This is a genomic window from Desulfovibrio gilichinskyi, from assembly GCF_900177375.1.
Lineage (GTDB): Bacteria > Desulfobacterota > Desulfovibrionia > Desulfovibrionales > Desulfovibrionaceae > Maridesulfovibrio > Maridesulfovibrio gilichinskyi.
In genome coordinates this window covers 380,362-396,223 of sequence record NZ_FWZU01000003.1, presented here as the reverse complement: position 1 = coordinate 396,223, position 15,862 = coordinate 380,362, and the positions used below count along the sequence as shown (strand labels likewise).

The 15,862-nt window shown below is 42.5% G+C and carries 13 protein-coding genes; 5 read left to right on the top strand and 8 right to left on the bottom strand.

The annotated features are described in order from the left end of the window. Nucleotides 1–92: 92 nt before the first annotated feature. Genes B9N78_RS10245 through B9N78_RS10235 form a run of 3 tightly spaced genes read right to left on the bottom strand, consistent with a single transcriptional unit; the run spans nt 93 to nt 6,019 of the window. Nucleotides 93–3,287: an efflux RND transporter permease subunit gene (locus tag B9N78_RS10245; RefSeq protein ID WP_085101883.1), complete on the bottom strand. Its 3,195-nt coding sequence runs from the start codon at nt 3,285–3,287 to the stop codon at nt 93–95. A gap of 5 nt (nt 3,288–3,292) precedes the next feature. Beyond that, nucleotides 3,293–4,501 (bottom strand): efflux RND transporter periplasmic adaptor subunit, encoded by a 1,209-nt coding sequence (locus tag B9N78_RS10240; RefSeq protein ID WP_085101881.1) that lies wholly within the window; start codon nt 4,499–4,501, stop codon nt 3,293–3,295. A gap of 12 nt (nt 4,502–4,513) precedes the next feature. Beyond that, a complete protein-coding gene (locus B9N78_RS10235; RefSeq protein WP_085101879.1) occupies nt 4,514–6,019 on the bottom strand; it encodes an efflux transporter outer membrane subunit in 1,506 nt (501 codons plus the stop codon). Between the two features lie 148 nt (nt 6,020–6,167). Between B9N78_RS10235 and B9N78_RS10230 the strand changes: the two genes are divergently transcribed. The 5 genes from B9N78_RS10230 to B9N78_RS10210 all read left to right on the top strand — a co-directional run bounded on the left by B9N78_RS10230 (nt 6,168) and on the right by B9N78_RS10210 (nt 11,372). Further along, nucleotides 6,168–6,878 (top strand): response regulator, encoded by a 711-nt coding sequence (locus B9N78_RS10230; RefSeq protein ID WP_085101877.1) that lies wholly within the window; start codon nt 6,168–6,170, stop codon nt 6,876–6,878. After that, a complete protein-coding gene (locus tag B9N78_RS10225; protein ID WP_085101875.1) occupies nt 6,875–8,272 on the top strand; it encodes a sensor histidine kinase in 1,398 nt (465 codons plus the stop codon). Before B9N78_RS10230 ends, B9N78_RS10225 begins: the two co-directional genes overlap by 4 nt. Before the next feature lie 119 nt (nt 8,273–8,391). After that, nucleotides 8,392–9,210: a type 2 periplasmic-binding domain-containing protein gene (locus B9N78_RS10220; protein ID WP_085101873.1), complete on the top strand. Its 819-nt coding sequence runs from the start codon at nt 8,392–8,394 to the stop codon at nt 9,208–9,210. 210 nt (nt 9,211–9,420) lie between these two features. Next, nucleotides 9,421–10,710, top strand: a complete 1,290-nt coding sequence (locus B9N78_RS10215) for an AAA family ATPase (protein ID WP_085101871.1) — start codon at nt 9,421–9,423, stop codon at nt 10,708–10,710. Beyond that, nucleotides 10,710–11,372 carry an RloB family protein gene (locus tag B9N78_RS10210; protein WP_085101869.1) on the top strand — a complete coding sequence of 221 codons (663 nt, stop codon included), beginning with the start codon at nt 10,710–10,712 and terminating at the stop codon, nt 11,370–11,372. The genes B9N78_RS10215 and B9N78_RS10210 overlap by 1 nt, the downstream gene beginning before the upstream one ends. A 99-nt stretch (nt 11,373–11,471) precedes the next feature. On the opposite strand, the gene trpA is transcribed toward B9N78_RS10210, so the two are convergent. Genes trpA through trpD form a run of 5 tightly spaced genes read right to left on the bottom strand, consistent with a single transcriptional unit; the run spans nt 11,472 to nt 15,847 of the window. Next, the gene (gene trpA / locus B9N78_RS10205) at nt 11,472–12,239 is read right to left on the bottom strand and encodes a tryptophan synthase subunit alpha (protein ID WP_085101867.1); all 768 of its coding nucleotides are present in this window, start codon (nt 12,237–12,239) and stop codon (nt 11,472–11,474) included. A gap of 13 nt (nt 12,240–12,252) precedes the next feature. After that, nucleotides 12,253–13,431, bottom strand: coding sequence for a tryptophan synthase subunit beta (gene trpB / locus B9N78_RS10200; RefSeq protein ID WP_085101865.1), 1,179 nt, complete (start codon nt 13,429–13,431; stop codon nt 12,253–12,255). Further along, a complete protein-coding gene (locus B9N78_RS10195; RefSeq protein WP_085101863.1) occupies nt 13,428–14,066 on the bottom strand; it encodes a phosphoribosylanthranilate isomerase in 639 nt (212 codons plus the stop codon). The genes trpB and B9N78_RS10195 overlap by 4 nt, the downstream gene beginning before the upstream one ends. After that, a complete protein-coding gene (locus tag B9N78_RS10190; protein ID WP_085101861.1) occupies nt 14,063–14,854 on the bottom strand; it encodes an indole-3-glycerol-phosphate synthase in 792 nt (263 codons plus the stop codon). The genes B9N78_RS10195 and B9N78_RS10190 overlap by 4 nt, the downstream gene beginning before the upstream one ends. 3 nt (nt 14,855–14,857) lie before the next feature. Continuing rightward, on the bottom strand, nt 14,858–15,847 hold the full coding sequence (gene trpD / locus B9N78_RS10185; RefSeq protein WP_085101859.1) for an anthranilate phosphoribosyltransferase: 990 nt from the start codon (nt 15,845–15,847) through the stop codon (nt 14,858–14,860). Nucleotides 15,848–15,862: the final 15 nt, after the last annotated feature.

The following is a 15,862-nucleotide window of genomic DNA, read 5'->3' as shown; positions in this document are numbered from 1 at the left end:
TATCCTGGCTATACTAATACATCACTCACCCGCATCAAAAAAACGTCCCGCTCAAATAATTTTGAGCGGGACGTTTAGTTAACTGAGCTGAATTAATCCGGCTTATGTTCACAATGCGTTACCGGAATATTTTCGATAATGTCCATATTTTCGCCGTGCGGAGCAAGTCCGAAAAGATTTCTTAATACACGCCGGATATCTTCAAATATCATATAAACTGACGGGACCAAGACCAGAGTAATGGCTGTGGCGAAAATTATTCCGAAACCTAATGATATCGCCATTGGAATGAGAAACCGTGCCTGCCTTGATGTTTCAAGAATCATCGGGGCAAGTCCGCCGAATGTGGTTAAAGTCGTCAGCATGATCGGCCGGAAGCGGGCCGTTCCGGCCTCAAGAACAGCATCATAAGCACAATGTCCTTTTTTACGCATCTCATTGGTATAGTCGATAAAGACAAGTGAATCGTTAACTACGACCCCGCTCAAGGCAACTATCCCGAAAAGACTCGTGAGGCTGAGACTGTAACCCAGCAAAATATGCCCGATAACAGCCCCGACAATGCCGAACGGAATACATATCATAATAATAAGCGGCTGAAAGTAACTCCTGAAAGGAATTGCCAGCAAAGCATAAATACCAAGCACAGCCATGAACAGTCCTGTAAACAGACTGTCCGTACTTTCCTGCATATCAGCCTGTTTTCCTTCAAACGAAAAATCCAGTCCAGGATAATCTGCCTTCAGTTGCGGAAGAACATCTTTTACTACAGAAGCTATAACCTGCGAAGTTTCCTTGCGAGGATTTACATCCGCAGTTACAGAGATAACCCTTCGTCCATCTCTGCGATTGATCGAAGTATATGCTCGTCCGTCTTTAATTCTCACGACTTCACGCAGCGGAACATCTGCTCCGCTCGGAGTTCTGATCAACATCTCTTCAAGACTATATTCCGAAACCCTTTCTGCTCTAGGGAAACGTACCATAACCTTTACTTCGTCTCTTCCGCGCTGCTGCCGCAGAACTTCAGCCCCGTAATAAGAGGCACGAACCTGAGAGGCAACGCTTTGAGAGGTCAGTCCAAGACTTCTCCCTGCTGGAAGCAGCTCAAAATCAAGCTGTCTTTTCCCCGGTGAATAACCATCATCAATATCTTTTACTTTGGGATAATGGCTTAACGCTTCTGCAAGGCTCTCAGCAGCTCTATCCAGAACATTTATATCAGTGTGGCTGAGTTCAATTTCAAGAGATCCGCCAGACCCCGGGCCTCCGCGGTCAGATTCAAATAATACGGATTCCGCCCCGACAATCGGTCCCAGTTGTTTGCGCCATTTTTTTACAAATAGATCCGTCGGGATCGGACGGGTATCTGCATCTGCCAGAAAGACCTGAACTTTAAGCACATGACTTCCACCTGTCCCGCTTCTGCCTGTGCCACCTATTTTGGCATAAATACCGCGAACGAGCTTGTCCCCGCCGTTCTCATCTTTAACAACTTCAGCGGCCTTAATAACTCTTTCCCGCACTTTCATTGTTATTTCTTTTGCTGTTCCATAAGGCAAATCAACAGTTAAGTAGGCAGAGTCAGATTCAATTTTAGGGAACATGGTAAAACCCAGTCTGCCGCTTTTGACATATGCAAAGGAAATCAAAAGACAGGCCAAACCAAGAGCAAAAGTCAAATATTTCCATGCGACAGCTCTATCAAGAAACGGGCGGTATACTTTTTCAATAAATACCAAAAGTCCGTTGGAAATTATCTTCTGTTTTTCCATTACAAAAGACATTATTTTGCCAGGTTTTCTCTCGCCGCCATGTGCAAGATGAGCAGGCAGGACAAAAAGACTTTCAATTAACGAAATAGCAAAAACGCTGCATACTACCAGCGGAATAATTTTAAAAATTTTCCCCATAATTCCGGGAATAAAAAACAACGGCATGAACGCAACGATGTTGGTGAGAACACTGAACGTTACAGGCATAGCAATACCTTTTGCCCCTTCAAAAGCTGCCTGCCGCCATGACATTCCATCTTGTCGCATGGTATAAACATTTTCACCGACAACAATGGCATCATCAACAACAATACCGAGAGAGATAATAAAGGCAAACATAGATATCATATTGATACTTGCATCTGCAGGACCGAGAATCAGCATTGAGCCTAGAAACGAAATAGGGATTCCCATGGAAACCCAGAAGGCGAGCCTTGGATCTAAAAACAAAGCCAGCACAACGAATACAAGAATCAATCCCATGAAACCATTTTTAAGAAGCAGATTCATACGTTGCTTGAAAACATCAGATGAATCAGAGCGCACATCAACATGCACACCGGCAGGCAGGCTGCGATTAAATCTTTCAAGAGTTGCATGAACGGCATCTGAAACAGTTATAGGAGTTTGCTTGCCTACCCTGAAAACATTTAGACGAACGGCAGGCAATCCGTTGTATGAGGTAATGTTGTCTTCATTCTGAAAATCTTCTTTTACATCTGCAATATCTTCCAGCCGGACCTGTGTTCCATCATTTCCAACTACAACCGGTATACGTGCAAATTCACGGGCATAATCCTTACGCTCTTTAAATCTTACAAGAATTTCGCCTGATGCAGTTTTAATACCTCCTCCGGGTAATTCAACAGAGGCATCATTAAGAGTTTTAGCAACATCTGTAAGAGTCAGATTATATTCACGCAGTTTATCCTGAGGAATTTCTATTGTAACCTGAAGGTCGCTTACTTCGGAAAGATCAACCTGAGTAATACCGGGATTGTTGATAAGCTCTTGTCGTAATTCCTCTGCAAGTTTGCGCAAAGTTAAAATATTGTCATTACCGTAAACCATCAGCGACAGTACCTGACGTTTATGAGTAACTTCCTTTACCTCCGGCTCTTCAGCTTCTTTCGGAAAAGAGGAAATGCGGTCAACTTCACTTTTTATATCTTGGGTTAACTGTTGAAGATTGTACCCTTCAACAGCTTCTATAACAACAGAGGCTCTTCCTTCAGATGCGGAGCTGGTAACTTCTTTAACCCCGTCTAGCCCTGAAACGGCCTCTTCTATAGCTAAAATGATGCCTTGCTCGACTTCCTCCGGGCTTGCTCCATTATAAGAAACGGAAACAGTTACGGTGTCTTCAGAAAATTCAGGAAAGACCTCCTGCTTTATGTGGAGCCCCATCAAAAGACCGCCGACAAGCAAAACAATCATTACCAAGTTTGCGGCAACAGAGTTTCCTGCCATCCATCCGATGGCTCCGGTATTTATTTTACTATTATCAGCCATTGCTGTTATTCCTTCCCTTTAACAGAAACATTTTCACGCAGATTCATTCCTTTCAAAGGAGTTGAAATATCAGTTGTGACTAATTTTTCACCGTCAGTGAGACCTGCTCCAAGATAAATAAAATTCTTATCGCGCCAGACAGCATCAACTTTCCTAATTTCAAGAGTCCCGGAGCTGCTCATTATCCACAGGGTATTATCGTCACGATACGCTGTACGGGGAATGGCAAAAACATTATTAAGGTGCCCACTGTCGATGGAAACATTTATATAGCTGCCAAGCAGCAATGGCTGGACACCTTCTTTACCTTTAAGATTCAAAGGATCTTCAACGGTGACAATGACGCGAGCCATTCGTCCCTGTGATTCTAGAGAAGGTAAGAGTCGAAGCAGATGCCCTTCTCTTTCAAATGAACTTTCTCCACTGCCGGAAATTACACGGGCTACAGACCCCTTAAAGCCGTTAGCGGCATTAGGAAAAACCAGCCTGTCCAACCTGTCAACCGGAACAGAAACCATCACCCAGAACTCCTCAGTTCCAACCAAAGTAGCAATTTCTTCCTGTTCGCCGAGGTTGGCACCAAGGTCTGCAACTTTACTTTCAATCATTGCGGAAAATGGAGCTCTTACAATTGTACGAGAAAGATTAACACGAGCCTGCTGCAGTTTTGCCTTGGCTGAGGAGTAATCAGCTTCAGCCTTCTCCAGATGTGGTTTTCTAAGAGCCAGAGTAGCTTCCTGCGCTGTTCCGCCTGAAGATTTTTTTAAAAGCTTCCACTCTCTGCCTGCCACTTTCTGGTGTCCCTGCTCAACCTTTAAGTTATAGTCAGCATCAACAACACTGGCTTCCTGCTGTTTAACTTCAAGCTCGTAATCAAGCGGATCAATCCGTAGTATTTCCTGCCCTTTTTCAAAATATCCACCGGGAATAAATTTATCGCTTACGGAAATAACCTTACCGGCAACTTGGGGTTCAAGGCTTATTTTACAAGCTGCCTGAACTGTTCCCATAACCGGGGTCCAAATGTTGTAATCTTTCGCTTTTACAACCATCACATTCACCAACGGAGCAGAAACGACAGGAGGCTTTTTTGTTGCAACAGGTTTAGTAGAAATCAAAAGACGCGCTCCGAATACGGCAATGACAATTATGAGAATAGGTACAATTCCTTTGAGACCTATGTTCTTGACATAATACATAATTTGCTTGGTCATATCTAAATTTCCTTATTTCGTAGAAACTGGTTTTATATCTGTAACAGTTTTGCCGGATACGTCAGAATTAATGCGGTTAGCAGATTTGCTCTCTTCGTCTGCCGGAAGTTCATCCGCTGAAGTAAGCGAATCTGTCCAACTTCCACCGAGAGCGCGATAAAGCTTAACTCTGTACAATAAAAGATCTGCCTCATCTCCGACAATATTTATTTCAAGATTTTGCACACTTACAAGAGCTGTAAGTACGGGTAGATAATCTTCAAGCCCCTGCAGATAACGCGAACCGGCTTCATCCAGATTTGTTTTTGCCGCCTCGAGCTGATTCTTACGAGCTGCAATATATTTCTGCTGCCATGTCTCTTGAATCAAAGCATCCTGAACTTCTTTGTAAGCGGTATAAACAGTGCTCTTATAGTTAAGAAGTTTTTCTTCGACCACAGCTCTGGTTCTATCAACTTCAGCAGATCTTAACCCGCCATCAAAAATTGGTCCGGCAATGGAAGCGGCAAGTCCGATCAACCATCCGCTATAAATATTAGCAATCTGAACACTGGTCAGGGCCGCATTTCCTGAAATATTAAAATTCGGAAGCCTGTCAGCCCTTGCAGCAGCAACAGCCCAGTCAGAAGATTTCAGAGCAAGTCCTGCCGCGCGGATATCAGGTCTGTTGGCAAGCAGATCAAAAGGTAAACCGACACCGGGTATAGGAGTAAGAACCGGATAATCAGCAGTTGCAACGTCAACTGTTCCGGCAGGGCGACCCAGAAGAAGAGCCAACTCATTAAGTAAAAGTCTTTCCTTTGATTCAACCGGCGGAATTAGAGCTTTAACACGGGCAACGGTCTCACGTTGCTGATAAACATCCAAGGCGGTTGCCAAAGAGTTTCTAAATCTTAGTTCAATAAGTTCCAAATAAACTTTGTTAGTTTCAAGCTGATTATAAAGAATCGCTTTTTTATGACGTTGCGTCTGAATTTCCAGCCAGCGGGATACAACTTCCGCGGCAACGCTCATTGCCGCAGTATTAACGGCTTCGCGGGAAGCCAGATAATCAAGATCACCGGACTTGGCGTTCGCTTCAATTTTTCCCCATACATCTATTTCGTATGCCGCTGCGAGCCCGAGCTTATGAGTATCTGTAGAGGTGGAGCCTTTTGTACCTTCAGTCCCGTCTGAACCGGTCTTCGTTCCGGTATACCCGGCAGAACCGTCAAGAGTGGGATATTTTGCGGCCCCTTCTTTTATAGCCGTAGCCCGTAGCTGACGAAGTTTCGCCCATGCTATCCGGACATTAAAATCATCTGTGAGAGCTTCTTCCACCAAGCTGTTAAGTTCCGCATTGCCGAGACTTTCCCACCACTTGCCGAGATTCTGAGGTTCAGCGGAGTAAAGCGTATAAGCAAGTGGTAAACCCATTGTCACGCCTTCTCGTGAGTCCGGCCTGAAAGGTGAGCATGCAGATAATCCGAAAACAGCAATCAAGCTGTATATAAACATTTTATACTGATATGAAGGCATAAATTTAAATCTCCGTTGCATTCCATTTTTCATTCTAATATATCAAGAGTGATAAAAGAGTATTACCGTGATGATAAAAATTGTTAATAATTGTAAAAAGAACAGTTTCGCCCTTCCATGGAATGAGCTGTAAGGGTACTCCCGTAATATGGTAAAACAACTGTCCATACTAATTATCGATGATGACTCTAAACTTAGAGACTTGCTCACCCAATATCTTGATGGATACGGCTTTAAAATTTTAACTCTTCCATCGGGCGAAAAAACAGTTGAAACGGTCAAAAGAGAATCACCGTCACTCGTAATTCTGGATATTATGATGCCCGGTAAAGACGGACTTGAAGTATTGCGAGAGCTGCGCCCGCATTCAAATGTCCCGGTAATTATGCTTACAGCAAAAGGTGAAGATACTGACCGTATTGTAGGTCTTGAACTTGGTGCTGATGATTACATACCCAAACCATTCAATCCCCGTGAACTGTTAGCCCGTATCAAAGCGGTACTTCGCCGTGCAAGAGATTCAGAACGAAACGGCGATACTAAAAACAACTCAGGAGTTATAAAAGTAGCCGGACTAACCCTGAGCATAGCCCATCAAAGACTTGAAATCGGAGAGGAACAGCTGGAACTGTCTTCAACAGAATTTAAACTGTTGCAGGCCTTGATGAGTAACCACGGAACTCCGCTTACCCGTGATGATCTGATGACTTTAGTCTGGGGAAAAGATTTTAATGCCTTTGACCGCAGCATTGATGTTCATATCAGCAAACTTAGAGCATTGCTTAAACCATACCCGGAACATGAATCACGCATAAGAACAGTATGGGGAACCGGATATATGTTCGTTGGTGAAAAATGAAAATAAGCAGGCTTTATCTTAAAATATTTCTAGCTTTTCTGCTGGTGCTCATGATTTCTGAGTTTACTGTCATATGGATACTCCACACCAGATGGGCTGACAGTCCCCACGTAAGGAGAACTGAAAGCCAATTAATGGCCATAAAAGACCTCACAGAAATGGAAATTTCGACAAAGAGTCTTTCACCTGAGCAGGAAAGAATAATTCTGACTCCAATACTTAAAACCCTCAGCAAATCTTTCAAAGCTGATATTTGGATTACCGGACCATATTCAGAAATTGTTGCATCATCAAAAGAAGAAATCCCTAACCTGACCCAACACTTGGCCGGCGAACCTGCAAAGACTCCGGCAGGCGTATACATATATAAAGAACGCCGTAAAGACACAAAATCCGTCTATGGAACTTACACTTCCGACATTCCTGAAGGATACCCTTTTACTTACCATTTATTTCATCCTTGGAGACAATTCGAAGAAGAAACATGGTTTCTGCGCGGGCAACTTTTTATCACAATACTGGCAGCAATTTTCCTTTTTCCGCTGGCCCTGCGCATAATCGGACCTATAAAAAAACTTACTATATCCGCGGCTAAACTTGGACAAGGAGATTTAACGCAGCGAGTAAAAGTTCGTGGTAAAGATGAAGTTGCAGATCTTGCCAAAACTTTCAATCACATGGCTGAAAGCCTTGAAAAAACAATTAAAAGTAACAGAGAACTTACTGCCAACGTATCTCATGAAATGAGAAGCCCGCTTGCACGGATGGGAATTTCATTGGAAATGCTAAGAGAAAGGATAAATGACGACAAAGCAGATCAATGCGAAGTGCTCATCAGCGGAATGCAGTCAGAAATCATCCATATGGACACACTTATCGGTAAAATCATAGAATTTTCAAAACTGGATATGCACACAGCTCCGCCGATGGATGAATCTGTTGACCTGAGTTTACTGATACAGGATCTGCTACGCCAATACCAGCCGACCGCCGATCATAAAAAATTTGAAATAATCAGCCACCTTGAAAGCGTTAGCATAAATGACTGCAACCAAAACTCTATCAAGATAATACTTGATAATATTATTGGAAACGCGTTTAAATATACTGAAAAAAATGGAATTATCAGAATAAATCTATGCGTTGAAAATAAGAATAACCGCTTAAATAAAGCAATAATAGAAATAACCAATACGCATGAACCGGTTCCGGAAGAAGAACTTGAAGAAATATTCAACCCGTTCCACAGATTAAAAGGTCACGACACCCCGGGATACGGTTTAGGTCTTGCTGCCGCCTTGAAAATTACCAACATGCACCAAGGGCACATTCAGGCAGAGAATTCTGAACATGGATTCACAATCAAAGTAACCCTGCCGACGACAAAAGCCTAAGGCTTTACTTTTACTCTAACAATATTGTAATGGTAAGCGTTCACTTTTTATAACTATAACTCCGTAATGATGTGAAAATATATTATTTCCTCCTTTGCCTGACCATATTACTATTCCCGATGCAAACAATAGCAAAGGAACGTATTTCCATTGCTGGGAATACAAGCACTGAATATAATTATCAAAAACTGATAGAATACAGAGGTGGAGATCCCCTTTCTATTTCTGATTACAGTTCACCGTACTCTTCCCGCCCGGCTATATCCCTTCTTCTCTTACGCCAGGCTCTGCATTTAGGCGGCATAGACGCTGATTTTGTATATATTTCCTGCCCTAATCCGGGACGAAGTCTGGCAGAAGTAAAAAAAGGCCATGCTATAGTTTATTCCTCAGACATGTGGGAGCAGGATTTTGATGACTCTGTATACAAAACATCTCCGATTATACGTCGGGGAGAATTTCAAAAAGGGATTTACGTAAAAAAAGGTTCGCCACTCTTAACATCCACAAATGTAGAAGATGATCTTAAAAACAAAATTCCTTTGGTGGAACACACATGGACTATAGATATAGCTTTATTAAAAAGTTTCGGATTCAAAGACATGCAAACTGCGCCGAAATATGATCTGCTATTTAAAATGATCAACAGAAACCGGGCAGATTTTACTATTTTAGAATTCCCGAGAACCAATGACCTGACGCTACAAGATAAAACCGGTGACTTGTACCCCATACCAAACGCTAAAATAGTATTACCCTACAGCAGACATTTCATGGTTTCTAAAATAAACCCGCAAGGGAAAAGAGTTTACGAAGCTCTGGAAAAAGGGCTTGAAATTCTAAGAAAAAACGGAACCATTGAACGAGCTCTTAGGCAGTCAGGCGTGATCAATGATAAGGTTAAAAACTGGAAGATTGCTTTTAAACAGGGAAAGTAATGACTGACACTTTAAAGCAATGTTCCTAGCACTTAAACTGGCGCAAACTTCCCTAAGCTAAATTTAATTACATCTTCATAAAATTCATCCAAACACGACATTTTTTACTTCATTAGAACTTTTCCTTCCATTTTCTGGAAAATTTCCATATGTTCATATACATCTTGAACATTAAATAATTATCAAAACAAACTCTGAGAGAGTGTTCACATGTTATTAGAATTCAGTGTCGCTAATTTTCGTTCTATCGGAGAAGAGCAGACTTTATATATGCAGCCGGCTATTAAGAGCAAAAAAGATGATAACTATAACATCTTGCAGACAGGTATTAAACGTGAGCCGGAAGCTTTGCCTTGTGTTGCAATTTTGGGAGCTAATGCTTCTGGGAAGAGTAATATTTTGAAGGCATTGTCTTCCTTGAAAGAAATTATTCAAACTTCTGCCCTTAGACAAAAAGATGACTTATTTGAAGACAACCGCTTCCGCTTAAATCCGATCTACACCAACAAGCCAACTTGTTTCAGGACAAAATTCACCGCTATAAATGGGCATATGTATCAATATTGGCTTGAACTTGTTCCAGAAAAAATTATCCGTGAAAAATTGACTGTAATTCCCAACACAAAAGGAGCAAGGGAAGTAATCCTTATTAACAGGAAACAAAACAAGATAGATCTTCACCGTTCAATCCACCCACAAAAAAAATTTCTAGATATGTGGAAAGCGGAGATTAATAACCAACAAACAGCTCTTGCATATTTAGATAACAAAGGTGAAATATCGACATTTAAGGATATTACTACATGGTTTAACAGGTTGCTAATATCTCACACTGCTAACTTCCCTAGTTTAATTACAGCTAATGTTGTTAACTCTAAAGTCATTGAAAAAGAGCAAATCATTTCTCTTCTAAAATCTGCTGATATTAATATCCATGACATTTCATTTAAAAAAAAGAATAATTCTAAGAAAAATACTCCCATCGAGGAATATGTTTTGAATTCTCCTGATAAATGGTTCAATTCACTGTTAACAACAAATTTTATACATCTAGACATTCACGGTAATAAAACCTCATTAGATTTGCAGAATGAGGAATCAAATGGAACCCAAACAATTTTCAATATATCAAGTTCAATCATTATGTCACTTAAAATGGGAACACAGCTGATTCTTGACGAATTTAACAGTGCCTTGCACCCCTACCTAGTCCGAAAGATAATCCAACTATTCACGAATAAAGAAACAAACCCCAATGGCGCACAATTAATTTTTGCAACCCACGACGTAACCGTCATGGACAAAACCCTACTCCGCCCAGACGAAATTTATTTTACTGAAAAGGATAAAGAAACCTTTGAAACAAGGCTTTTCAGCCTGTCTGAATTTAAGGGCGTTGGGTCAGTCGCTAAAAATGATCGCGGACAAAAACTTTATAAAGATTACCTTGATGGGCGATTCGGCGCAGTTCCAGAGGTCGACTGGGACGGTGGCTTATAATGGCACGTCCAAAGATCACACCAAAAAATCAGCGCCGCCAAAATATAAATATTTTATTAATTTGTGATGGAAAGACGGAAATAAACTACGCGAAATATGTTTTGAACAGCTGTGTTTCATCTAAATCGAACACCATAAAAATAGATGCAAGAAAACTAAATTCAATTGAAGCTGCGCAAAAACATATTCAAATATGTCCTACGAGTTTTGACGCTGTATTTTTTTTAACAGATCTTGAAAATACACAATTATCAGAAACCAAGATTAACAGTCTCATTACACTGCAAAATTCAGCCAAAAAACTTTCAAACAAAAAAACAAAATGGGCTGTATTCTTTAATTATCCCTCAATTGAATATTGGTATATTTTGCATTTTGCTGAAAGAGCAAAGTCATTCATGAATGCGACAGAAGCAGAAAATTTTCTAAAACAGAAATATAGTATCTATGAAAAGCCAATGCCCAGAAATAGGCAAGAAGCAGAAATATTCTGTGCTAATTTAGAATCAGCAATAAATAACTGCAATAATTTAGATACAACTGGGCACCTTTTACCTTACGCAAGCAGAATAACTTCGCATGTTCCTTTGACAAATCCCATGACTGAAATGCCAAAACTAATTGACATGATTAAAAAGACAAAACCTACCAACAAAAATTAAAAAACTCCCCCAAATAAAAATTTTTGAAGACGAGTCCAGAGAGGAAACTTTCCTAAAAAAGTTCCCCCTCTGTTAGTTACAGACTTATTTCAATCTTTCCTACTTCCAAACCTTCATAAATTCAGCACAACTTTTCCCATCATCAAGATGACGTATAAGAGCAGAACCGAACACTGCCGCGTCAACCAGCCCTTCAAGCTGCGTTAGCTGTGACGGATGTTTCAGCCCGAACCCAAGAGCGACAGGAATATTAAATATTTCTTTTGCGTGCTTAAGGCCGACCTTAATTTCTTCAGGCAATGAATCACGATCACCGGTTGTTCCAAGCACCGAAACAAAATAACAGAAACCGTTCCCACCATCTGCGTAAAGTTTCATACGTTCAGGGGATGTGTTAAGCCCTACCAGCGGGACTAGAGCTACTTCGTTTTTGACAAGTAAATCACGGAATTCAACACCTTCTTCGTAAGGCAAATCGGCAATAATCAAACCGTTTACACCCGCAGCGTTGGCATCCTTTGCAAACTTTTCAAGGCCGTATTGAAGTACCGGGTTGTAATATCCCATGAGCACGATTCCTGCATTTATCTGCGAGCGGACCTTTGCCAAACCTTCAAGAATCCACTTCAGATTAACTCCGGCATCAAGGCATTTAAGGGAAGCAGCTTCAACAACAGGACCGTCAGCAACAGGATCGGAAAAAGGCATTCCTATTTCGATTATGTCCGCGCCGTTGGCATCCAGTTCAAGAATTTCTTTCCAGAATTTTTCTTTGTCAGGATATCCACCGGGAAGAAAAGGAATAAGAGCTGTGCGCCCCTTTGCATTAGCTTCATTTATTTTATCGGCAAGTGTTGTAATACTCATTTTATTTGCTCCGCTATTTTCCGTGCTGCTTGAGGTAATCTTCAAAAATATCCATATCTTTATCGCCGCGACCGGAAAGGTTAACTATTACGTTTGCACCTTTAGGAATAGAATCTTTGTTCTCGATTGCCCATGCGACAGCGTGAGAACTTTCAAGAGCAGGAAGAATACCTTCATTATGGCAAAGCATCTTAAAAGCATTTATAGCCTGACTGTCGTTAGCCATTCCATACTGGACTCTTCCGGATGCATGAAGATGAACATGCTCAGGCCCTACTCCAGGGTAATCAAGTCCGGCGGAAATGGAATGGGATGGAAGTATCTGTCCGTCCTCTGACTGCAACAACAGAGAGTGCGCTCCATGCAGAACGCCGGGAGTTCCAAGGTTAATCGGAGCGGAATTAAAACATCCGGGTTCACCTGTTCCGGCAGCTTCTACTCCCACAATTTTAACGGATTTTTCATTCACAAATTCATGGAACATACCGATTGCATTAGAGCCTCCGCCTACGCAGGCAACTACCATGTACGGCATCTCACCTGTACGCTCTTTAAACTGCTGTTTTGCTTCGCGACCGATTACAGACTGGAATTCTCTTACGAGAAGCGGGAACGGATGCGGTCCGGCAGCTGTTCCGAAGCAATAATGAGTAGTGCGCTGATTTGCGATCCACATGCGAAGTGCTGCGTTTATTGCGTCTTTTAAAGTTCGTGTGCCGGATTCAACCGGAATGCACTTCGCTCCGAAAAGCTCCATGCGGCGAACATTGTGAGACTGACGTTTAACGTCAACTGCGCCCATATAAATTTCACACTCAAGATCAAGAAGTGCTGCGGCTGTCGCGGTTGCAACCCCATGCTGACCTGCTCCTGTTTCAGCTATCATCCGTGGTTTACCCATCATCTTTGTCAACAACGCCTGCCCTACTGTGTTGTTGATTTTATGAGCACCTGTATGAGCTAGATCTTCACGTTTCAGCCAGAGGTTGAAACCGAGATCACGTGAAAGATTAGCACAATGAGTAAGAGCTGTAGGACGACCGACAAAGTTTGTAAGCAAACTGGTAAATTCCTGTTGGAATTCAGCCGACTTTAAAATTTTGCCCATGTCCTCTTCAAGCTCAAGCAGCGGAGGCATAAGCAGCTCCGGTACAAACTGTCCGCCGAAATCTCCAAAGTATCCTCTTTTCATGACTGGTTCCTCTTATTTGCTAAGTGCACTGAAACAAAAGCTGCACTCAATTTATTTATATCTTTAATGCCGGGGCTGACTTCCACACCGGAATTCAAATCAACACCACTAGGCTTTGCACTGCTTATGGCTTCAAGCAGATTTTTTGCTGAAAGCCCCCCGGCTAAAAGCCACGGGTTCGGAATTTTAACTTCTGAAAAAACTGAAAAATCGAGCGGTTTGCCATGCCCGCCGCCGGAACTTCCGGCATCAAAAAGCATATAGCGGCAAAAAGGTGTATACCGATCAATATCATCCTGAAACTCCTTTACCGAATCATACCGCTGAGGCCAGAGCACTTTTATCACTCGCTCCCTGCCGACAGCTTTACAAAACTCTTCATTCTGTCCGCCGTGAAGCTGTGCGAAATTAAGTTTTCCATTCTTCATAGTTTCAAGCACTTCAGTTGCGCTCTGCTTTACAAACACACCAACTTTTTCAGCTGTGGAAAGCTCAACAGAACGGGCAAATTCCGCATCCACACACCGCGGGCTGGAAGGATGAAAAATGAACCCCAGAAAATCAGCGCCAAGCTCTTCGCAACTTGCCACATCTTCCTTTCTGGTCATGCCGCAAACTTTAATAAGCATATTCATCGCAAAGCTCCACACTTAGCTCCCGCGACTAACGAACTCAGTTTATCCTGCGGGCTTGGGCTCGACATTATGGATGTACCGACTAACACGCTGTCATAACCGAGTTCTGCCATTTTTACGCAATCATCCGGTTCATTAATGCCGCTGGCACAAATCCAGATTTCGCTGTCATCACGTTCCTTGATAAAATCTACCGACCTGCTCATGTCGATTCCCAGAGTATCAAGGTCGCGGTTGTTAATCTGAATTACTCGCGCTCCGGCTTTTTTAGCCCGCATAAGGTCAGCCATATCAAAAGCCTCAACAACGCCGTCAAGTCCGGCTTCATGAGTTTTATCAATCATTTCCTTCAGCAGCCCGTCGTCAGTAAACATGCGTACTATAATTAATAGTGCTGAAGCAGGAGTTGACGCGGTCTGCACAATCTGGAGCGGATCAACCAGAAAATCTTTGCGAAGCATCGGCAGTCCGCAAGATTTTATTTCGTCTAAATAAGCGATATTACCTTTAAAATACTGCTCTTCTGTTAAAACTGAAATTGCAGAAGCTCCGCCTCCGGCATACATATTTGCCACCTCGGCAGCAGTCAGTCCGAGATTGATATCACCTTTGGAAGGTGAAGCCCGTTTATATTCGGCAATAACTTTCATACCTGAACCATCACGCCTGATCGCGTCGGCAAATGAAGGGCGAACTCCGGCATAAGGATCGGGCAGAATCCCCTTCGATTCAGCATTACGTAGCATATCCACTTCGCTTTGTTTGGCTATACGAAACTTCTCAAGCATCTCCTAATACTCCTTGCTGACGCCGACTGCGACTTTTGATTTTGCTTTTGCAATACCGTCAGCAAGGCTGATTCCATCAAGCAGTGAAAGTGCGGCCCCGAGATTTAGTGCAACCATATCAAGCATAGGTTGAGGAGCTTTTCCGGTTAGAATCTTACGGATAGTTTCTCCTGCATTTTTACGGTCTGTAACTGCTACATCCGCAGGAGTTGAAAGAGTGAAGCCATAATCAGCAGGATCAATTTCAAGTTCAGTGAGTTTTCCGTTTTCTACAAGAACAGCTTTATTAATACCGAAAGGAGTCAGCTCATCAAAATTACCTGCTCCATGCACAACGTAAGCCCTGCCAACATCCGTCAAAGTCAGAACTTCCGCCATAAGGCGCATTATTTCAGGTCTGCCGACACCAAGGATCTGGTGCGTCGGACGGGCAGGATTTAAAAGCGGCCCCATGAGGTTGAAAAGAGTCGGAATACCGAGTTCTTTTCTGATCGGTGCGACTTTCCCGAAAGCAGGATGGTAATTAGGAGCAAAGAGGAAGACAAAATTGTCACGTCCTAGAACGTCAGGAACATCTTCGGCCACAGTCGTTATAGGAATTTCAAGCTCTTCAAGAATATCCGCGCTACCGCAGGAAGAAGATACCGCTCTATTCCCGTGTTTAACTACCTTATAGCCCATATCTGCCAGATACAGAGCCACGGCGGTTGAACAGTTAAAGCTGTTACTGCCGTCACCGCCTGTTCCGCATGTATCTATAAGCTGCCCGCTCAACCCTTTAACAAGTTTAGATTCTTTAAGTGCTGCTTTTACGCCTGAAGCTACTTCCGTTGCAGTCTCTCCTTTTACCCTAAGCCCCATGAGCAGAGCTCCGGCCTGTACTGGAGATATTTCCCCTGCAAAAAGGGAGGTAAAGACACAATCCGCCAGCTCTGTTGAAAGGTCTCTGCCGAAAGTAAGCTCTGTCAGAGCCGAGGTTACACAGTCCGCCATTTTACTAACCCTATC